General features: G+C 75.6%; 10 protein-coding genes. 3 read left to right on the top strand and 7 right to left on the bottom strand.

The window, feature by feature from the left end; all coding sequences use genetic code 11:
• Positions 1-325 precede the first annotated feature (325 nt).
• The 3 genes from OG994_RS02530 to OG994_RS02520 form a co-directional block, all read right to left on the bottom strand.
• Positions 326-691 (bottom strand): YciI family protein, encoded by a 366-nt coding sequence (locus tag OG994_RS02530; RefSeq protein ID WP_120327307.1) that lies wholly within the window; start codon positions 689-691, stop codon positions 326-328.
• Positions 692-989: 298 nt separating this feature from the next.
• Positions 990-1970, bottom strand: coding sequence for an esterase/lipase family protein (locus OG994_RS02525; RefSeq protein ID WP_328852074.1), 981 nt, complete (start codon positions 1968-1970; stop codon positions 990-992).
• Between the two features lie 415 nt (positions 1971-2385).
• Positions 2386-2967: a TetR/AcrR family transcriptional regulator gene (locus tag OG994_RS02520; RefSeq protein WP_192902072.1), complete on the bottom strand. Its 582-nt coding sequence runs from the start codon at positions 2965-2967 to the stop codon at positions 2386-2388.
• Positions 2968-3309: 342 nt separating this feature from the next.
• Between OG994_RS02520 and OG994_RS02515 the strand changes: the two genes are divergently transcribed.
• Positions 3310-4764, top strand: coding sequence for an MFS transporter (locus OG994_RS02515; protein ID WP_328852073.1), 1455 nt, complete (start codon positions 3310-3312; stop codon positions 4762-4764).
• Positions 4765-5108: 344 nt separating this feature from the next.
• Complete coding sequence (locus tag OG994_RS02510) at positions 5109-5909, top strand: SGNH/GDSL hydrolase family protein (protein WP_328852072.1); 801 nt, start codon at positions 5109-5111, stop codon at positions 5907-5909.
• Here OG994_RS02510 and OG994_RS02505 read toward each other — a convergent pair.
• The 3 genes from OG994_RS02505 to gltB form a co-directional block, all read right to left on the bottom strand.
• On the bottom strand, positions 5899-7374 hold the full coding sequence (locus tag OG994_RS02505) for an MFS transporter (protein ID WP_328852071.1): 1476 nt from the start codon (positions 7372-7374) through the stop codon (positions 5899-5901). The two genes, OG994_RS02510 and OG994_RS02505, sit on opposite strands and share 11 nt — an antisense overlap.
• A 223-nt stretch (positions 7375-7597) precedes the next feature.
• Entirely contained in the window at positions 7598-9106 is a 1509-nt protein-coding gene (locus tag OG994_RS02500) for a glutamate synthase subunit beta (RefSeq protein ID WP_328852070.1), read from the bottom strand.
• A complete protein-coding gene (gltB, locus tag OG994_RS02495; protein WP_328852069.1) occupies positions 9099-13811 on the bottom strand; it encodes a glutamate synthase large subunit in 4713 nt (1570 codons plus the stop codon). The genes OG994_RS02500 and gltB overlap by 8 nt, the downstream gene beginning before the upstream one ends.
• A gap of 146 nt (positions 13812-13957) precedes the next feature.
• Between gltB and OG994_RS02490 the strand changes: the two genes are divergently transcribed.
• On the top strand, positions 13958-14803 hold the full coding sequence (locus OG994_RS02490; RefSeq protein WP_328852068.1) for a GNAT family N-acetyltransferase: 846 nt from the start codon (positions 13958-13960) through the stop codon (positions 14801-14803).
• Between the two features lie 131 nt (positions 14804-14934).
• Here OG994_RS02490 and OG994_RS02485 read toward each other — a convergent pair whose 3' ends face one another.
• Entirely contained in the window at positions 14935-16122 is a 1188-nt protein-coding gene (locus OG994_RS02485) for an FAD-dependent oxidoreductase (RefSeq protein ID WP_328852067.1), read from the bottom strand.
• Between the last annotated feature and the right edge of the window lie 12 nt (positions 16123-16134).

Raw genomic sequence — 16134 nt, 5'->3', positions numbered from 1 at the left:
GCATGAGGGGGCGGGCGCAACCGCACCGGGGCGGTGGTGGCTGGCGGGCAACGGCGACCGCGCGCCGGGAATCGTACGCCTCCCGTCCGCGCCGGCCGGCGCGGTCCTCCCGCAGCCCGAAGGCCGGACGGCGCCGGCCGGCGGCGCCCGCGCGGCGCGGGCGCGTCCGGGACGGCGGTCCGGCCGGTGGAGGTCGTGGCCGTGCCCCTCGGGTCCGGGCGGCGCGAGCCGGCACGGGCCGCGGGCGCCCGCACGGGCCGCGCGAGCATTGGACCGGTCGCGCGAGCCGGCACGGCAAGGTTCGCCCCGCACGCCCGCCGGCGGCTCAGCTCTGCGCCTTGGCCAGCGGAAACTCCAGCGAGCCGGCGGGGCACAGGAACGTCATGACGTCCACCCGGTAGAGCCCGGCCTGCACCGCCGGGTCGGCCTCCATCACGCTGCGCACGTCCTCGACCGAGCCGGTGCGGGCCAGCCCGAAGCCGATCGGCGGTGCCGGGTTGCGGGCCGGGCCGTCCACCGAACCGGCGACCAGGACGATGCCGCGGCGCTGCAACGCCTGCATGTGCTCGGCGTGCTCGGCCTGGAGCCGCTGGATCGTCTCGGCGGGCAGCGCCCGCCCGGCCGCACCGGGATACAGCACGATGCACTCGTACGTGTCGAGCGCGAAGTCCACCTGCGGCGCTCCCGCCATTGGCTGCCTCCTCCCGCCGTGGCGCCGCCGACCTGGGCGGGGTCGACGCCGCGGGCACGGGCCCAGCGTCGCACGGGCCGTGGCGGCGTATCCGACGCTCGGCCATTCCGGCGGGCCGTCCCGTTCCGACCCGGATCGGCGTCGCCCGCCCCGGCTGTCACCGTCTGGGCGGTAGCACTGGCGGTGGACGGCAGGCCGGGTGGGCCGGGCGCGGCGCGGGCCGGCGTATGGGGTGGGCCAGCGCGGCGCGGGCCGGCGCGCGGGTGGGCCGGCGTGGTGACCGGCCCACCCCGCCGGCTCACAGGGCGAGGCAGTTGGGCTGGACCGGGGCGCCGGCCAGCACGGCGCGGATCACCGTGTACGTCGTACCGTCGAGCACCAGGCCGAGGTGGCCCACGACGCGCAGCGGGCAGTACGCCTGGATCAGCACGTTCGTCGCCCCGTCGGCGAGCGTCGCGTTGTCCACCGGCCGGACGAGTTCGTCCTGGAGGGTGCGTACGGCCGTGTAGCGCACGGCGCCCGGGGTGTCGTCACCGGCGTTCAGGTCGGCCAGGAACGCCGATCCGATCGACATCTGCTGGCAGGCGACGACGCCCGCGCAGCTGCCGAGGCCGAGGAACTTCAGGATGTTGGCCACGTAGGTGCCGTACTGCGGGGTGCCGAGGCTGACGTAGCGGCCGACGGCGGCCGTCCCGCCCAGCCGCTTGAGGTAGTAGCGGGAGACGAGACCCCCCTCGGAGTGGCCGACCACGTCGACGGTGGCCGCTCCGGTCGCGGCCCGGACCTGGTCGACGTAGCCGGCGAACGAGCGGGCGGAGGCGGTGATGTCACCGAGGCCCAGCCCGGGCAGCTGGTAGATGAAGACGCGGTAGCCGTCGGCGCGCAGCCGGGCGGCGAGCGGTTCGTACGCGACGGCGACGCCGCTGAGCCCGCCGACGACGATGACCGGTCGCCCCGCGGTGGCGGCGACCGGTGCGCTGTGGACGGTGGCGGCGACCGGTGCGCTGTGGACGGTGGCGGCGGTCGTGCCGGCGGGGGCGCTCGCCGGCGATGCGGCGGTGCCCTGCGCGGCGGGCGTTGCGGCGGTGGCCCGTGCCGGCGGGGCGGGCGTTTCCGCGCTGGCGCGTGTCGGCGCGGCGGGCGTTTCCGCGTTGGCGCGTGTCGGCGCGGCGGGCGTTTCCGCGCTGGCGTGTTCCGGCGCGGCGCCGGCGGTGGCGGGTGCGAGGAGGACGGCGGCGGTCGTGAGCGCGAGGGTGAGCGCGGTCTTTCGGAGCAGCACGGCTGCACCTCCGGTGGGAGGCACCCGGCGAACCGGGAGAACGGATGGGGGGTGTCCGATCGACCGTGAGACGATGATGCGCGTAACAATTCAGAAACGTCAATGACAAGTTACGCGACGGTAACCTAATGTTCCGGCCGGCGCGCGATCCGGCAAATCGGATGGGTCGGCGGCACGGCCGGGCGGGCCCTCAGCCCGTCCGACAGGCCCCCGACGGTGGCAGGCCGCAGTCGGCGGCGCCGGCCCGATGAGCGGGCGCTCAGCCCGGGTCGGAGGCGCGCTCAGCCCGGGTCGGGGGCGCGGTCAGCCCGGGGCGCCTGGTCAGCCGGGGTCGGGCACGACGCCCCGGCGCGCGGTCAGCCCGGGCCGACACGCGGTCAGCCCGGGTCGGCAGGCCGGCGGGCCGGTGCGGCGGTCAGCCGATCGCGGGCGGGTAGCGCAACCCGTCGAGGGCGATGGCCAGGACCCGGTCCCGCTGACCCTCCTCGGGGAACTGGAACGCCACGATGCCGCTGATGAGGCGAAGCACGTCGTCGAAGCTCGCGTCCGAGCGGACGGCCGCGGCCTCCTGGGCGCGTCGCAGCATCGGCGCGCCCGCGGCGTAGATCTCGCTCCGGCAGCGGCGGAACACCTCGGAGTCGTGCGCCAGCTCCTCGGCGAGCGCCCGCTTCGTCGCGGCGTACGCCACGAAGCGGTTCAGCCAGGCGACCAGCGACTCCCACGGCGGCAGGTGCGCGAGGTCGCCGGCGGAGCGGCTGAGGGCCTGGACCTCGTCGACGTAGACCGCCTCGAACAGCTCCCGCCGGCTCGGGAAGTTCCGGTAGAGGGTGCCGATGCCCACCCCGGCGCGCCGGGCGATCTCCTCCAGCGAGGTGCTCACGCCGTTCTCCGCGAATGCCTCCCGGGCGGCGGCGACCAGCGCGTCGTAGTTCCGCTGCGCGTCGGCCCGCCGGGGACGCCTCGCGAGGTATTCCCCCAGCTGGTCCCCGCTGGCCATGACGGACGTCACCTCTCCTCGCTTGCAACCGGAGGCAGCCCTCCGCTAGCTTAGTGGAGGCACCCCTCCGGAACTGACCGGAGCCGCGCCTCCGGATAGCGTACTCCGGACCTTCCGACCGGTCCCACCGCGACCGGAAACACCAGACCTTCGGACCAGGAGCCCCGTCATGCCCGCAGTCCGGCTCGACACCGGGGGCTCCCACCGCCGCGGGACCGCCGCCCCGCCCGCGCGGGTCGCCGCCCGGTCCCCGCGAGCGGCCGCCGCGGTCCCCGCACCTCCCGGCGACTGACGTCGCCCACCCAGACATCCGCTCCACACGTCAATGGGAGTTCCCTTCCGATGACCCAGCCCATCCGACGCGGCTCGCGTCGGCTCACCTTCCTCGTCCTCGCGGCGGGCGCCGGCTTCTTCGCGATGCTCCAGTCGCTGATCACCCCGGTCCTGCCCACCATCCAGCACGACCTGCACACCTCGCAGAACACCGTGACCTGGGTCCTGACCGCCTACCTGCTCTCCGCGTCGATCTTCACGCCGATCCTCGGCCGGGTCGGCGACATGGTCGGCAAGGAGCGGATGCTGGTGGTCTCCCTCGTCGCGCTGGCGCTGGGCTGCCTGCTGGCGGCCGTCGCACCGAGCATCGGCGTACTCATCCTCGCCCGGGTCGTCCAGGGGATCGGCGGCGCCGTCTTCCCGCTGTCGTTCGGGATCATCCGCGACGAGTTCCCCGCCGCGCGGGTCAGCTCGGCCGTCGCCACCATCTCGGCGATCATCGCGGCCGGCGGCGGCCTCGGCGTCGTCCTGGCCGGTCCGATCGTGGCCGCCCTCGGCTACCGCTGGCTGTTCTGGATCCCGATGGCCGTCGTCGGCCTCACCGCGCTCGCCGCGCACCGGTTGGTGCCCGAGTCGCCGGTCCGTACGCCCGGACGGATCAACTGGGCCGCCACCGTGCTGCTCTCCGGCTGGCTCGTGGCGCTGCTGCTGCCCATCAGCAAGGGCGCGACCTGGGGCTGGACGTCCGGCCGGGTCCTCGGCCTGCTGGGGCTCGCCGTCGTGCTGCTGCTGGCCTGGCTGGTGGCCGAGGTGCGCTCCGCGAACCCGCTGATCGACATGCGGATGATGCGCCTGCCCGGGGTCTGGACGACCAACCTGGTCGCCCTGCTCTACGGCGGTTCGATGTTCGCGATCTACGCCTTCCTGCCGCAGTTCGTGCAGACCCCGACCAGCGCCGGCTACGGCTTCGGGGCGAGCGTCACCCAGGCCGGGCTGCTCATGCTCCCGATGCTCGTCGGCATGTTCGTGGCCGGCCTCGCGGCCGGCCGGCTGGAGGCCCGGTTCAGCGCCAAGGCGCAGCTCGCCACCGGGGCGGCGTTCAACGTCCTCGCCGCGGCCATGCTCACCGTCGCGCACGACACGCGCTGGCAGGTCGGCGTGGCCGGCGCCCTCGTGGGCGTCGGCATCGGGCTCGCGTTCGCCTCGATGGCCAACCTCATCGTGGCCACCGTGCCGCCGGGCCAGACCGGCGTGGCGACCGGCATGAACGCCAACATCCGCACGATCGGCGGCGCGATCGGCGCCGCGGTGGTCAGCAGCGTCGTCACCGCCCACCCGCAGGCCGGCGGCATTCCCCGCGAGGCCGGCTTCACGACCGGCTTCCTGCTGCTGACCGGCATCGCCGTGGCCGCCGCGCTGGCCGCCCTGCTCGTGCCCTCCGGGCGCCGGGCGGCGGGCCGTCGCGGGCGTGCGCGAGCGACCGGGGCGGAGCTCGCCACCGAGCTGGCGCCCGCGGCCCGCTGAGGCCGGCGCGGCCGCGGGGCGGGGAGCGTTCCCCACCCCGCGGTCGCGCGGCCGACCCGGACCCCCGGACCGGCCCCCGCCCGCCGCCGCGACGATCGCGGCGGGCGGGGGCGGCCGGCATGCCGTCTCCACCGGCCGGGCGGGGCCGGACGGCAGTGCCGTCCGCGCCGGCCGGGCGGGCCTCCCGGGACGACGCCCCGCGGCACTCCGCCCCGCCGACGCGGCACAACCTCCATCGGTTCCATTGATGTACATATTTCGATAGCATTACCGCCTGGTAACAACCCAGCCTGGCCACGCGCGCGGTCACGGATCCCACCACCCCTGCCCTGTGGAGGTCCGTCATGCCCCACCGCCCGCTGGCCCGCGCCCTCACGGCGCTGGCCGCCCTGCTCGCCACCACGATCGGGGCGGCGCTCGCCGTTCCCGGCGCCGCCCAGGCCGCCACTGTCAACTACGTCGCCCTCGGCGACTCGTACTCCTCCGGCGTGGGCGCCGGCCCGTACGACTGGTCCACCTGCCTGCGCAGCCAGAAGTCGTACGCCCCGCTGTGGGCCGCCGCGCACGGCGTGACCAGCTTCGCGTTCCCCGCCTGCGGCGGCGCGGTCACCGCCGACGTCATCAACAGCCAGGTCAACGCGCTCAGCGCCAGCACCACCATGGTCACGATCACGATCGGCGGCAACGACGCCGGTTTCGCCGACGTGATCACCAGCTGCCGGTTCGGGAGCACCTCGACCTGCACCGAGGCCGTCAACGAGTCACGGGCGTTCGCGACCAGCACGCTGCCCGGCCGGTTGGACGCCACGTACGCGGCCATCCGGAACCGGGCCCCCAACGCCCGCCTCATCGTGCTCGGCTACCCGCGCCTGTTCGAGCTGAACTCCTGCGGATGGCTCGCGATGAGCGTCTACAAGCGGACGATCCTCAACGACGCCGCCGACCTGCTCGCCACGGTCATCGCCGGGCGGGCCGCCGCGGCCGGCGCCACGTTCGTCGACACCCGGCCGTACTTCGCCGGGCACGGCGTCTGCGGCAGCGACCCGTGGATCAACGACATCAGCGGCATCGTCGAGGCGTACCACCCGGACGCCGACGGCTACCGCTACGGCTACCTGCCCGCGTTGACGGCCGTCACCGGCTGACGCCGACGGAGCCGGCGGTCCGGGCGGACCGCCGGCCGCCGTCGGGTACGGCGACCGGCACGGCGCCGGTCCCCACCGGCACGTCGGCGGCGCGGGGAGCCGGAACGACCGGACGGGCCGGCCGCGCCGGGGCGACCGGCTGCGCGGGGCGGGCCGCGGGACGCACGGCCCGGACCGCGGTCGACGCCGCCCGGCGCACCGGACGCCGCACCACCGGGACCGCCAGCGCGCCGGCCAGCCGGTGGCGCAGCACGCGACCCCGGAGGCCGTCCAGGGCGACGGCCGCCACGACGGTGGCGACGGCGGCCGTCGCGCCGGCCAGCACGAGGGTCTGCCGGGGGCCGGCGTGCTCGGAGAGCCAGCCGAGCAGCGGGGCGCCGACCGCCGCCGAGATCGACCCGGTGACCGCCAGCGCGGCCAGCACCCGGCCCCGCATGAGGTAGTCGGTGTCGAGCTGGGCGCGCGTACCGACGGTCGTGTCGACGACCACCGCGGCGGCGGCGATCGGCAGGATCACCGCGGCGAAGCTCAGGGTGCCCGGCGCCAGGCCGGCCACGATCTGCAACGCGCTGGCCAGCAGCCCGGCCCCGACCAGGACGCCGTAGCCCAGGTCGCGCCGGCGGGCCGCCACGAGCGCGCCGAGCACGGTGCCGACGGCGAAGACGGTGGACAGGAAGCCGTAGCCGCCGGCGCCCCCGCCGAGCGGTCCGTCGCTCATCGCCGCCATGGTGACCTGGTAGTTGCGGCCGAGGCTGCCGAGGACGAACGACAGCGCCAGCGCCACGAGCACGACCGGCTGGCGCAGCAGGTAGCGGAAGCCGGCCCGGACACCCCCGTCGGAGCGTTCCGCGCCCGCCGCCGGCTCGCCGGCGTACCGCTCGCGCTCGCGGACGAGCAGCAGCGCGGCCACCACCGCGACGAAGCTCACGGCGTTGCTGGCGAACAGCAGCGCCGGGCCGACGGCGGCGACCACGACGGCACCCACGCTCATGCCGAGGATCCGGCCGGCGGAGTTGGTGAGCGAGCCGAGCGCCAGCGCGTTGCCGAGGCTCTCCCGGTCCACCAGCGTGGAGGCCCAGCGCCCCATCACCGGCCCCTCGATCGCCGAGACCGCGCCGGCGACCAGGGAGATCGCGTAGACGGCCGGCAGGCCACCGGCCCCGGTGAGGGCCACCAGCGCGAGGCCGGCCGCCAACGCCGCGTGCGCCGCCTGCGCGGCGATCAGCAGCGGGCGGCCGGGCAGCCGGTCGGCCAGCGCGCCGCCCCAGACGCTGAGCAGCAGCGTGGGGAGGGCCTGGAGGAGCACGGCGAACCCCATCGACGTCGCCGAGCCGGTCCGCGCCAGGACGTACCAGTTGACGCCGAGGACCTGCATCCACGTGCCGATCACGGACACGAAGCCGGCGATCGCCCAGATCCGGTAGTTCCGGTGGCGCAACGCGGCGAACGTGGCACCGAAGGCCACGACAACCTCCCCGACCCGACGGTCATGACGACAGGGCCGGATCGCACGGCGGTTCGGCCGTCGCCAAGTGTGGCGACGGTTAGCCCGATTTGCCGGTCTTCGTGAGCGGGTTCACGCCGTCCCGGCCTCGTGCCAGGCCGGGGCGGCGGTGGCCGCGGGTCGGCGCGCCGCGAGCGGCGGGTCGCGGGTGGCCGGGAGCGGGCGCCCGCGACCCGCGCGTGGGTCAGCGCGCCGCGAGCGGCTGGGCGCCCGGGTCGACCGGCGCGGGCAGCGTCCCGCCGCCCCCGAGGTACGCGTGGATGGCGGCGGCCGCCGCCCGGCCCTCGGCGATCGCCCACACGATCAGGGAGGCGCCCCGGTGCATGTCGCCGGCCACGAACACCCCGTCGGTCTCGGTCTGCCAGTCCGGCCGGGCGTCCACCGCGCCGCGGGTGTTGCGCCGCACCCCGAGCTGGTCCAGCAGCGGCTGCTCCTCGGTGCCCTCGAAGCCGATGGCGAGCAGCACCAGGTCGGCCGGCAGCTCCCGCTCGGTGCCGGGCAGCGCCGTGACGATCCGCCGCCCGTCCCGCTTCTCCACGGTCACCTCGGCGATGCGGACGGCCCGCACGTTGCCGGCGCCGTCGTCGACGAACTCCTGCACGGCGACCGCGAAGACCCGCTCGCCGCCCTCCTCGTGCGCCGGGTAGCTGCGCAGGATCCACGGCCACGTCGGCCACGGGTCGCGGGCCTCGTCCCGGGCCAGCGGCGGCTGCGGGTAGAGGTCCAGCTGGTGTACGCCGGCGGCGCCCTGCCGGTGGGCCACCCCGAGGCAGTCCGCGGCGGTGTCACCGCCACCGATGATCACGACGTGCCTGCCGGCCGCGTCGATCGGCGTCCCGTCGGGGAGCACGGCCGGCGCCGGACGGCCGCCTCCGGCCGCCGCGACGGCCCGGTTCGCGGCCACCAGGTGCTCCATGGCCTGGTGCACCCCGCGCAGCCGCCGTCCCGGGGTCTGTGGGGTGTCCCGGCCGGCCAGGGCCCCGCAGGCCAGCAGCACCGCGTCGTGCCGGGCGCGCAGCTGCTCGGCGGTGACGTCGACGCCGACGTTCACCCCGGTGCGGAACTCGACGCCCTCGGCGGCGAGCTGGGCCAGCCGGCGGTCGATGTGGTGCTTCTCCAGCTTGAAGTCGGGGATGCCGTAGCGGAGCAGGCCGCCCGGCGCGTCGTCCCGCTCGTAGACGGTGACGGCGTGCCCCGCGCGGGCGAGCTGCTGCGCGGCGGCCAGGCCCGCGGGCCCGGAGCCCACGACGGCCACCGACCGGCCGGTCGGTGGCGGCACCGCGCGGGGCCGCAGTCCGCCCCGGGCCACGGCCGCGTCGGCGATCTCCACCTCGACCTGCTTGATCGTGACCGGGTCGCCCCCGCCGATGCCGAGCACGCACGCGGCCTCACACGGCGCTGGGCAGAGCCGGCCGGTGAACTCCGGGAAGTTGTTGGTGGCGTGCAGCGACGCCACGGCGGCGTCCCAGTTGCCGGTGCGGACCAGGTCGTTCCAGTCCGGGATCCGGTTGCCGAGCGGGCAACCGTCGTGGCAGAACGGGATGCCGCAGTCCATGCACCGGGTGGCCTGCTCGCGGATCAGCTCCTCGCCGGCCGGCGGGTAGACCTCCCGCCAGTCGGTGATCCGCACCGGCACCGGCCGCCGGGCCGGCAGCCGCCGCGGGTGACGCAGGAAACCGTTCGGGTCAGGCACGGGCCACCTCCTGGCTGGCCGCCCGCGGGGCGGGCGGCACCGGCACGGACGGGTCGGGCGACGCCGGGGCCGACGCCGGCGGTGCCGCCAGCGCCGCCATCACGGCCTCGTCGACGTCGCGGCCGGCGGCTTCGGCGGCGCGCATGATCTCCAGCACCCGGCGGTAGTCCCGGGGCACCACGGCGGTGAACTCCTCGACCGCCTCCGGCCAGCGCTTGAGCAGCTGGGCGGCGACCGCCGAGTCGGTCTCGGCGAAGTGCCGCTGCACTAGCTCGTGCAGCACGGCCTGCTCCTCCTCGCGCAGCGGCGCGAGGTCGACCAGTTCGGTGTTGACGCGGGCCCGGTCGAGCCGGTGGACGAACGCCGTGCCACCGGACATCCCGGCGGCGAAGTTGCGCCCGGTCGGCCCGAGCACGACGACCGTCCCTCCGGTCATGTACTCGCAGCCGTGGTCACCGACGCCCTCGACGACGGCCACGGCGCCGGAGTTGCGCACCGCGAACCGCTCGCCCACCCGGCCGCGCAGGAACAGCTCGCCGGCGGTGGCGCCGTACAGGATGGTGTTGCCGGCGATGATCTGGTCCTCGGCCCGCTGCCCGGGCACGGCGTCCGGGTCCACGAACGGCGCGGCCGGGTCGGGCCGGACGATGATCCGCCCGCCGGAGAGCCCCTTGCCGACGTAGTCGTTGGCGTCGCCGTGCAGGCGCAGGGTCACCCCGCGCGGCAGGAACGCGCCGAACGACTGCCCGGCCGTGCCGTGCAGCACGACCTCCACCGTGTCGGGGGGCAGGCCGTCGCCGCCGTGGCGGCGCACCACCTCGCCGCCCAGCATCGCACCGACGCTGCGGTGGTCGTTGCGGACGGCGAGTTCGATCCGGACCGGTGTCCCGCCCCGCAGCGCCGGCTCGGCGCGCGCGATCAGCTCGTTGTCCAGCGCCCGTTCCAGGCCGTGGTCCTGGGCCCGTACGCCGCGGCGCGCGGCGTCCGGCGCCAGCTCGGGCAGGTGCAGCACGGGCGTGAGGTCGAGACCCTGCGCCTTCCAGTGCGTCACCGCGGGGGCGACGTCGAGCAGCTCGGCGTGCCCGATCGCCTCCTCGATCGACCGGAAGCCCAGCTGGGCGAGATAGCCGCGGACCTCCTCGGCGAGGAAGAGGAAGAAGTTCTCCACGAACTCCGGGGTGCCGGTGAACCGCTCCCGCAGCACCGGGTTCTGGGTGGCGATGCCGACGGGACAGGTGTCCAGGTGACAGACGCGCATCATCACGCAGCCGGCGACGATGAGCGGCGCCGTGGCGAAGCCGAACTCCTCGGCGCCGAGCAGCGCCGCGACGAGCACGTCCCGCCCGGTCTTGAGCTGGCCGTCGACCTGCACGGTGACCCGGTCGCGGAGGTTGTTCAGCAGCAGCGTCTGCTGGGCCTCCGCGAGCCCCAGCTCCCAGGGCGTACCGGCGTGCTTGAGCGAGTTCAGCGGGGAGGCGCCGGTGCCGCCGTCGTGGCCGGAGATCAGGATGACGTCCGCCTTGAGCTTCGCCACGCCCGCCGCCACGGTGCCGACACCGACCTCGCTGACGAGCTTGACGTGCACCCGCGCGGCCGGGTTGACGCACTTCAGGTCGTGCACGAGCTGGGCGAGGTCCTCGATCGAGTAGATGTCGTGGTGCGGCGGCGGCGAGATCAGGCCCACGCCCGGGGTCGCGTGCCGGGTCCGGGCGATCCACGGCCACACCTTGTTGCCCGGCAGCTGGCCGCCCTCGCCGGGCTTCGCGCCCTGGGCCATCTTGATCTGGAGGTCGTCGGCGTTGACCAGGTACTCGGTGGTGACGCCGAACCGCCCGCTGGCGATCTGCTTCACCGCCGAGCGGCGGGCCGGGTCGTGCAGCCGCGCGACGTCCTCGCCGCCCTCGCCGGTGTTGGACTTGCCGCCGAGCCGGTTCATGGCGATCGCGAGGGTCTCGTGCGCCTCGGCCGAGATCGACCCGTACGACATGGCGCCGGTGGCGAACCTCTTGACGATCTCGGTGGCCGGCTCGACCTCCTCGATCGGCACCGGCGGGCGTACGCCGGTGCGCAGCGTGAACAGCCCGCGCAGCGAGCCCGCCCGCGCGGCCAGCTCGTCGACGGTGCGGGTGTAGCGCTTGAAGATCTCGTACTGCCGGCTGCGGGTGGCGTGCTGGAGCAGGAAGACCGTCTCCGGGTTGAACAGGTGCAGCTCGCCCTCGCGGCGCCACTGGTACTCGCCGCCGACCTCCAGCCGGTCGGTGCCGGGCGTGCCGGCCGGGGGCCACGCCCGGGCGTGCCGGGCCGCGACCTCGGCGTGGATGCCGGCCAGGCCGACCCCGCCGATCCGGCTGGGTGTGCCGCGGAAGTACCGCTCGACCAGGCGGGCGTCCAGGCCGACGGCCTCGAAGACCTGCGCGCCGCAGTACGACGAGACGGTCGAGATGCCCATCTTGGACATGATCTTCAGGACGCCCTTGCCGAGCGCCTTCACGTAGTTGCGCACGGCGGTGGCCGGCTCGACCCCGGTCAGCGCGCCCGTGGAGATCATGTCCTCCACCGACTCGAAGGCCAGGTACGGGTTGACGGCGGCCGCGCCGTAGCCGATGAGCACGGCCGCGTGGTGCACCTCGCGGCAGTCGCCCGACTCGACGACGAGCGCCACCTGGGTGCGGGTCTGCTCGCGGACGAGGTGCTGGTGCACCGCCGCGGTGAGCAGCAGCGACGGGATCGGGGCGAGGTCGGCGTTGGAGTCGCGGTCGGAGAGCACGAGGATGCGTACGCCGTCCTCGATGGCCTCCGACACGTGCCGGCAGATCTCGGTGAGCCGGGCCTTGATCCCGGCGGCGCCCTCGCGCACCCGGTAGAGACCGGACACCCGCACCGCCTTGAAGCCGGGCAGGTCGCCGTCCTCGTCGATCGAGAGGATCTTGGCAAGCTCGTCGTTGTCGATCACCGGGTACGGCAGCACGATCTGGCGGCAGCTCGCCGGGCCCGGGTCGAGCAGGTTGCCCTCCGGCCCGATGGTGGAGCTGAGGCTCGTCACCAGCTCCTCGCGGATCGCGTCCAGCGGCGGGTTGGTGACCTGGGCGAAGAGCTGGTGGAAGTAGTCGTACAGCAGCCGCGGCCGGGTGGACAGCGGCGCGATCGGCGTGTCGGTGCCCATCGAGCCGATCGGCTCGGCACCGGTGCGCGCCATCGGGGCCAGCAGGATCTTCAGCTCCTCCTCGGTGTAGCCGAAGGTCTGCTGGCGGCGGCGCACCGAGTCGTGGGTGTAGACGATGTGCTCGCGGGGCGGCAGGTCGGTGAGCTCGATCAGGCCGGCGTGCAGCCACTCGCCGTACGGCTCGGCGGCGGCCAGCTCGGCCTTGATCTCGTCGTCGTGCACGATCCGGCCGGCGGTCGTGTCGACGAGGAACATCCGGCCCGGCTGGAGCCGGCCCTTGGCGACCACGCGGGCCGGGTCGAGGTCGAGCACGCCCGCCTCGCTGCCGAGCACCACCAGCCCGTCGTCCGTACGCCACCAGCGCCCGGGGCGCAGCCCGTTGCGGTCCAGCACGGCGCCGACGATCTCCCCGTCGGTGAAGGCGACGGAGGCCGGCCCGTCCCACGGCTCCATGAGGCTCGCGTGGAAGCGGTAGAAGTCCCGCTTGTCCGGGCGCATGCCCGGGTCGTTCTCCCACGCCTCGGGGATCATCATGAGCACCGCGTGCGGCAGGCTCCGGCCGGCCAGGTGCAGGAGTTCCAGGACCTCGTCGAAGTTGGCCGAGTCCGAGGCGCCCGGCGTGCAGATCGGGAAGATCCGCCGGATGTTGCCGGGCACGTTCGGGCTGCGCAGCAGGGCCTCCCGGGCCTGCATCCAGTTCCGGTTGCCGCGGATGGTGTTGATCTCGCCGTTGTGGGCGATGAACCGGTACGGGTGGGCGAGCGGCCAGGACGGGAAGGTGTTGGTCGAGAAGCGGGAGTGCACGAGCGCGATGGCGCTGGCCACCCGCTCGTCGGTCAGCTCCGGGTAGAACGCGGGCAGCTGGTCGGGGGTGAGCATCCCCTTCCACACCATCGTGCGGGCCGACAGCGACGGGAAGTACGCGGGCGCGCCCCGCTCGGCGCTCTCCCGCTCGGCCTGCTTGCGCAGGCAGAACGCGACCCGGTCCAGGTCGATGCCCCGCAGCGGCGACCCCGCCGGGCCGGCCGGAGAGTCGGTCAGCCGGCGGGCGGCCAGGAAGAGCTGGCGGACGCGCGGCATCGCGGCGAGGGCCGTCTCGCCGAGCCCGCTCGGGTCCACGGGCACGTCCCGCCAGCCCAGCACCACGGCACCCTCGACGAGGGCGTACTTCTCGACGACCCGGCGGGCCACGGCCTCGGCCGCGTCGTCGTCGGGGAGGAAGACCAGGCCGGTGGCGTACTCGCCGGCGGGCGGCAGCGGGAAGTCCACGACCGTGCGCAGGAACGCATCCGGCACCTGGATCATGATGCCCGCGCCGTCGCCGGTGTTCGGCTCCGCGCCGCGGGCGCCCCGGTGGTCCAGCCGGCACAACGCGGCGAGACCGTTCGCGACGACCGTGTGCGAGCGGCGGCCGTGCAGGTCGGCGACGAAGGCCACGCCGCAGGCGTCGTGCTCGAAGGCGGGGTCGTAGAGCCCGGCCGAGGGCGCTGCGGGGCCGAACGGCGGGACCGGCTGCGGCTGCTGCGGGTACGGAAAGGCCACCGGGCCTCCTGTCGTCACTCAGGTTGGATCATGGTCGGGACGACGTCGGCCCTTGTGGGTTTATTGAGTCTACGTTAGGGCGCGGGCACCGGGGCCAGTCCGGATTGATCACACCTTCCAGACTCTGGGACAGGTAGTCTCGCGCGGTGGATCCCGCGCACAAGGACCTCTTCCGCCGGCTCGAGCGCTTCTACGACGCGGTGCCCCGGGACGCCGCCCGCGTCGAGGAGTACGGCGATCTGGTGCTCTTCGTCCGCGACGGGGCCGGATTCCCGTTCTACGCCCGGCCCCGGATCGGGGCGTCGCAGCCGCCGTCGCTGGCCGACCTCGGCGCGGTCCGCGAGCGGCAGCGGGAGCTGGGCCTCCCGGAGGCCTTCGAGTGGGTGCACGAGACGACACCGGGACTCCTCCCGGTGGCCCGGTCGGCGGGGCTGGCCGTGCTGGAGGCGCCGCTGATGGTGCTCGACCCCGAGGCGCTGCCCGACCCCGCGTCCCTCAGCGACGTGCCGGTCCGGGTGCTCGACCCCGACGCACCCGACTTCGCCGCCGCGGTGGCCGCCCGCCGGGCGGTCGCGGCGGTCGCGTTCGCGGCCGCGGGCACCGGGCGGGGCGAGGCCGGTCCGGCGGAGCGGGACGCGGCCGTGCGGGCGCTGGAGGCCGCCGCGCTCGACGAGGAGCGGGTCCGGGTCGTCGACGGCCGGCGGATCTCGGCGCTGGCCGCCACGCCGGCCGAGGGAGCGCTGGCCAGCGGGATGGCGATGCGGGTCGACGACGTGGCGGAGATCGCCGGGGTGGGGACGCTGCCCGTCGCCCGCCGCCGAGGGCTGGGGGCAGCCGTCACCGCGACCCTGGCCCGCGAGCTGCTCGCCGCCGGCACCGACCTCGTGTTCCTGTCGGCGGGCAGCGAGGAGATCGCCCGGGTGTACCTGCGCGTCGGCTTCCGCCGGGTCGGCACGGCCTGCATCGCCGAACCCACCCCTGTCATCCCCTGACCGCGGGCGCCATCCGCCGCCCACGCCGTCGATCATGGTGCCGGGCCGGTGCCGTTCCGCGGCCTTCGTCCGCATGGCCCTGGGGCGACCCGCGGGCCCGGTCGCCCCGGGGGGCAGCCGGGCGCGGAGCGTCAGGACGGAGGGCGCCACTGGGCGGCGGAGGCCGCCGCCGTGTTGAGCAGCCGGGGCGTGAGCGTGCCCAGCGCCGCGTCGCGGGCCCGCAGCGCCAACCGGCCCCGGGCCTGGAGCACCGCCGACATCCGGCGGGCCTGCCGCACCATCGTCGCCGCGCGGGGGCGGCGCACCCGGTCGTACGCGGTGACGGCGTCCGGCAGCCGTGACTCGCGCAGCAGCGCGGCGAGGGTGGCCGCGTCCTCGAACGCGAGGCAGGCGCCCTGCCCGAGGTGCGGCGGCATGGCGTGGGCCGCGTCGCCGAGGAGCACCACCCCGCCCGGCCCGGCCGGGTAGCCGTACGCGCGGGGCAGCGGCCGCAGCTCGCGGATCTCCTGCTGCACCAGGTCGGCCGGGTCGGTGGCGTCGAGCAGCTCGCCGATCGGGGCGGGCCAGCCCGCGTACCAGCGGCGGAGCAGGGCGAGCTGCGTTCGCGGCGGCTCGGGTCGGGCCGCCCCGGCCGCGGTGGCCACCCAGTAGATGCCGCCGCGCGCGGAGCCGCCCGCGGACCCGCGGTCGCCCAGCGAGGCGGAGACGAAGCGGTAGCCGGCGCCGAGGACCTCGCCGCCCACGGTCTGGCCGTCCGGCAGTTGCGGGGCCCGGTACCACGGGATGACGGCCCGCCACGCCGCCGAGCCGGAGCTGACCACGCTCGCCTCGGGCGCGAGCCGCCGGCGGATCCGGCTGTCGACGCCGTCCGCGGCGACCACGAGGTCGGCCTCGATGGTCTGCCGGCCGTCGCTCACCGCCGGCCGCTCCCCCGCCTCGGCGTGCACCGTCTCGACGGTCACCCCGGTACGCAGCTCGACCCGCTCGCCGAGCCCGGCGATCAGCGCGTCGTGCAGGTCCTCCCGGTGCACCACGACCGGCATCCGGTCGGCGGGCAGCGCACGGGGCTGCACGAGCCAGTGCCCGTCGGGACGGCGTACGCCGCCGTCGGGCAGCGGGGTCGCGATCGCCTCCAGCCCGGCGCCCAGCCCGAGCGCGCGCAGCGCGCGCACCCCGTTGGGCCACAGCACCACCGCGGTCGGCTCGGGACGCACCCGGTCGGCCCGCTCCAGCAGGGTCACCGCCCAGCCGGAACGGGCCAGCGCGCCGGCGACCGAGAGACCGGCGATGCCCGCGCCGACCACCACCGCGCTACGCATGGCGCCGGTCCC

It is taken from the genome of Micromonospora globbae, from assembly GCF_036184225.1.
In the GTDB taxonomy this organism is placed as follows: Bacteria; Actinomycetota; Actinomycetes; order Mycobacteriales; family Micromonosporaceae; genus Micromonospora; species Micromonospora globbae.
This window is presented reverse-complemented; position numbering and strand designations above follow the sequence as displayed.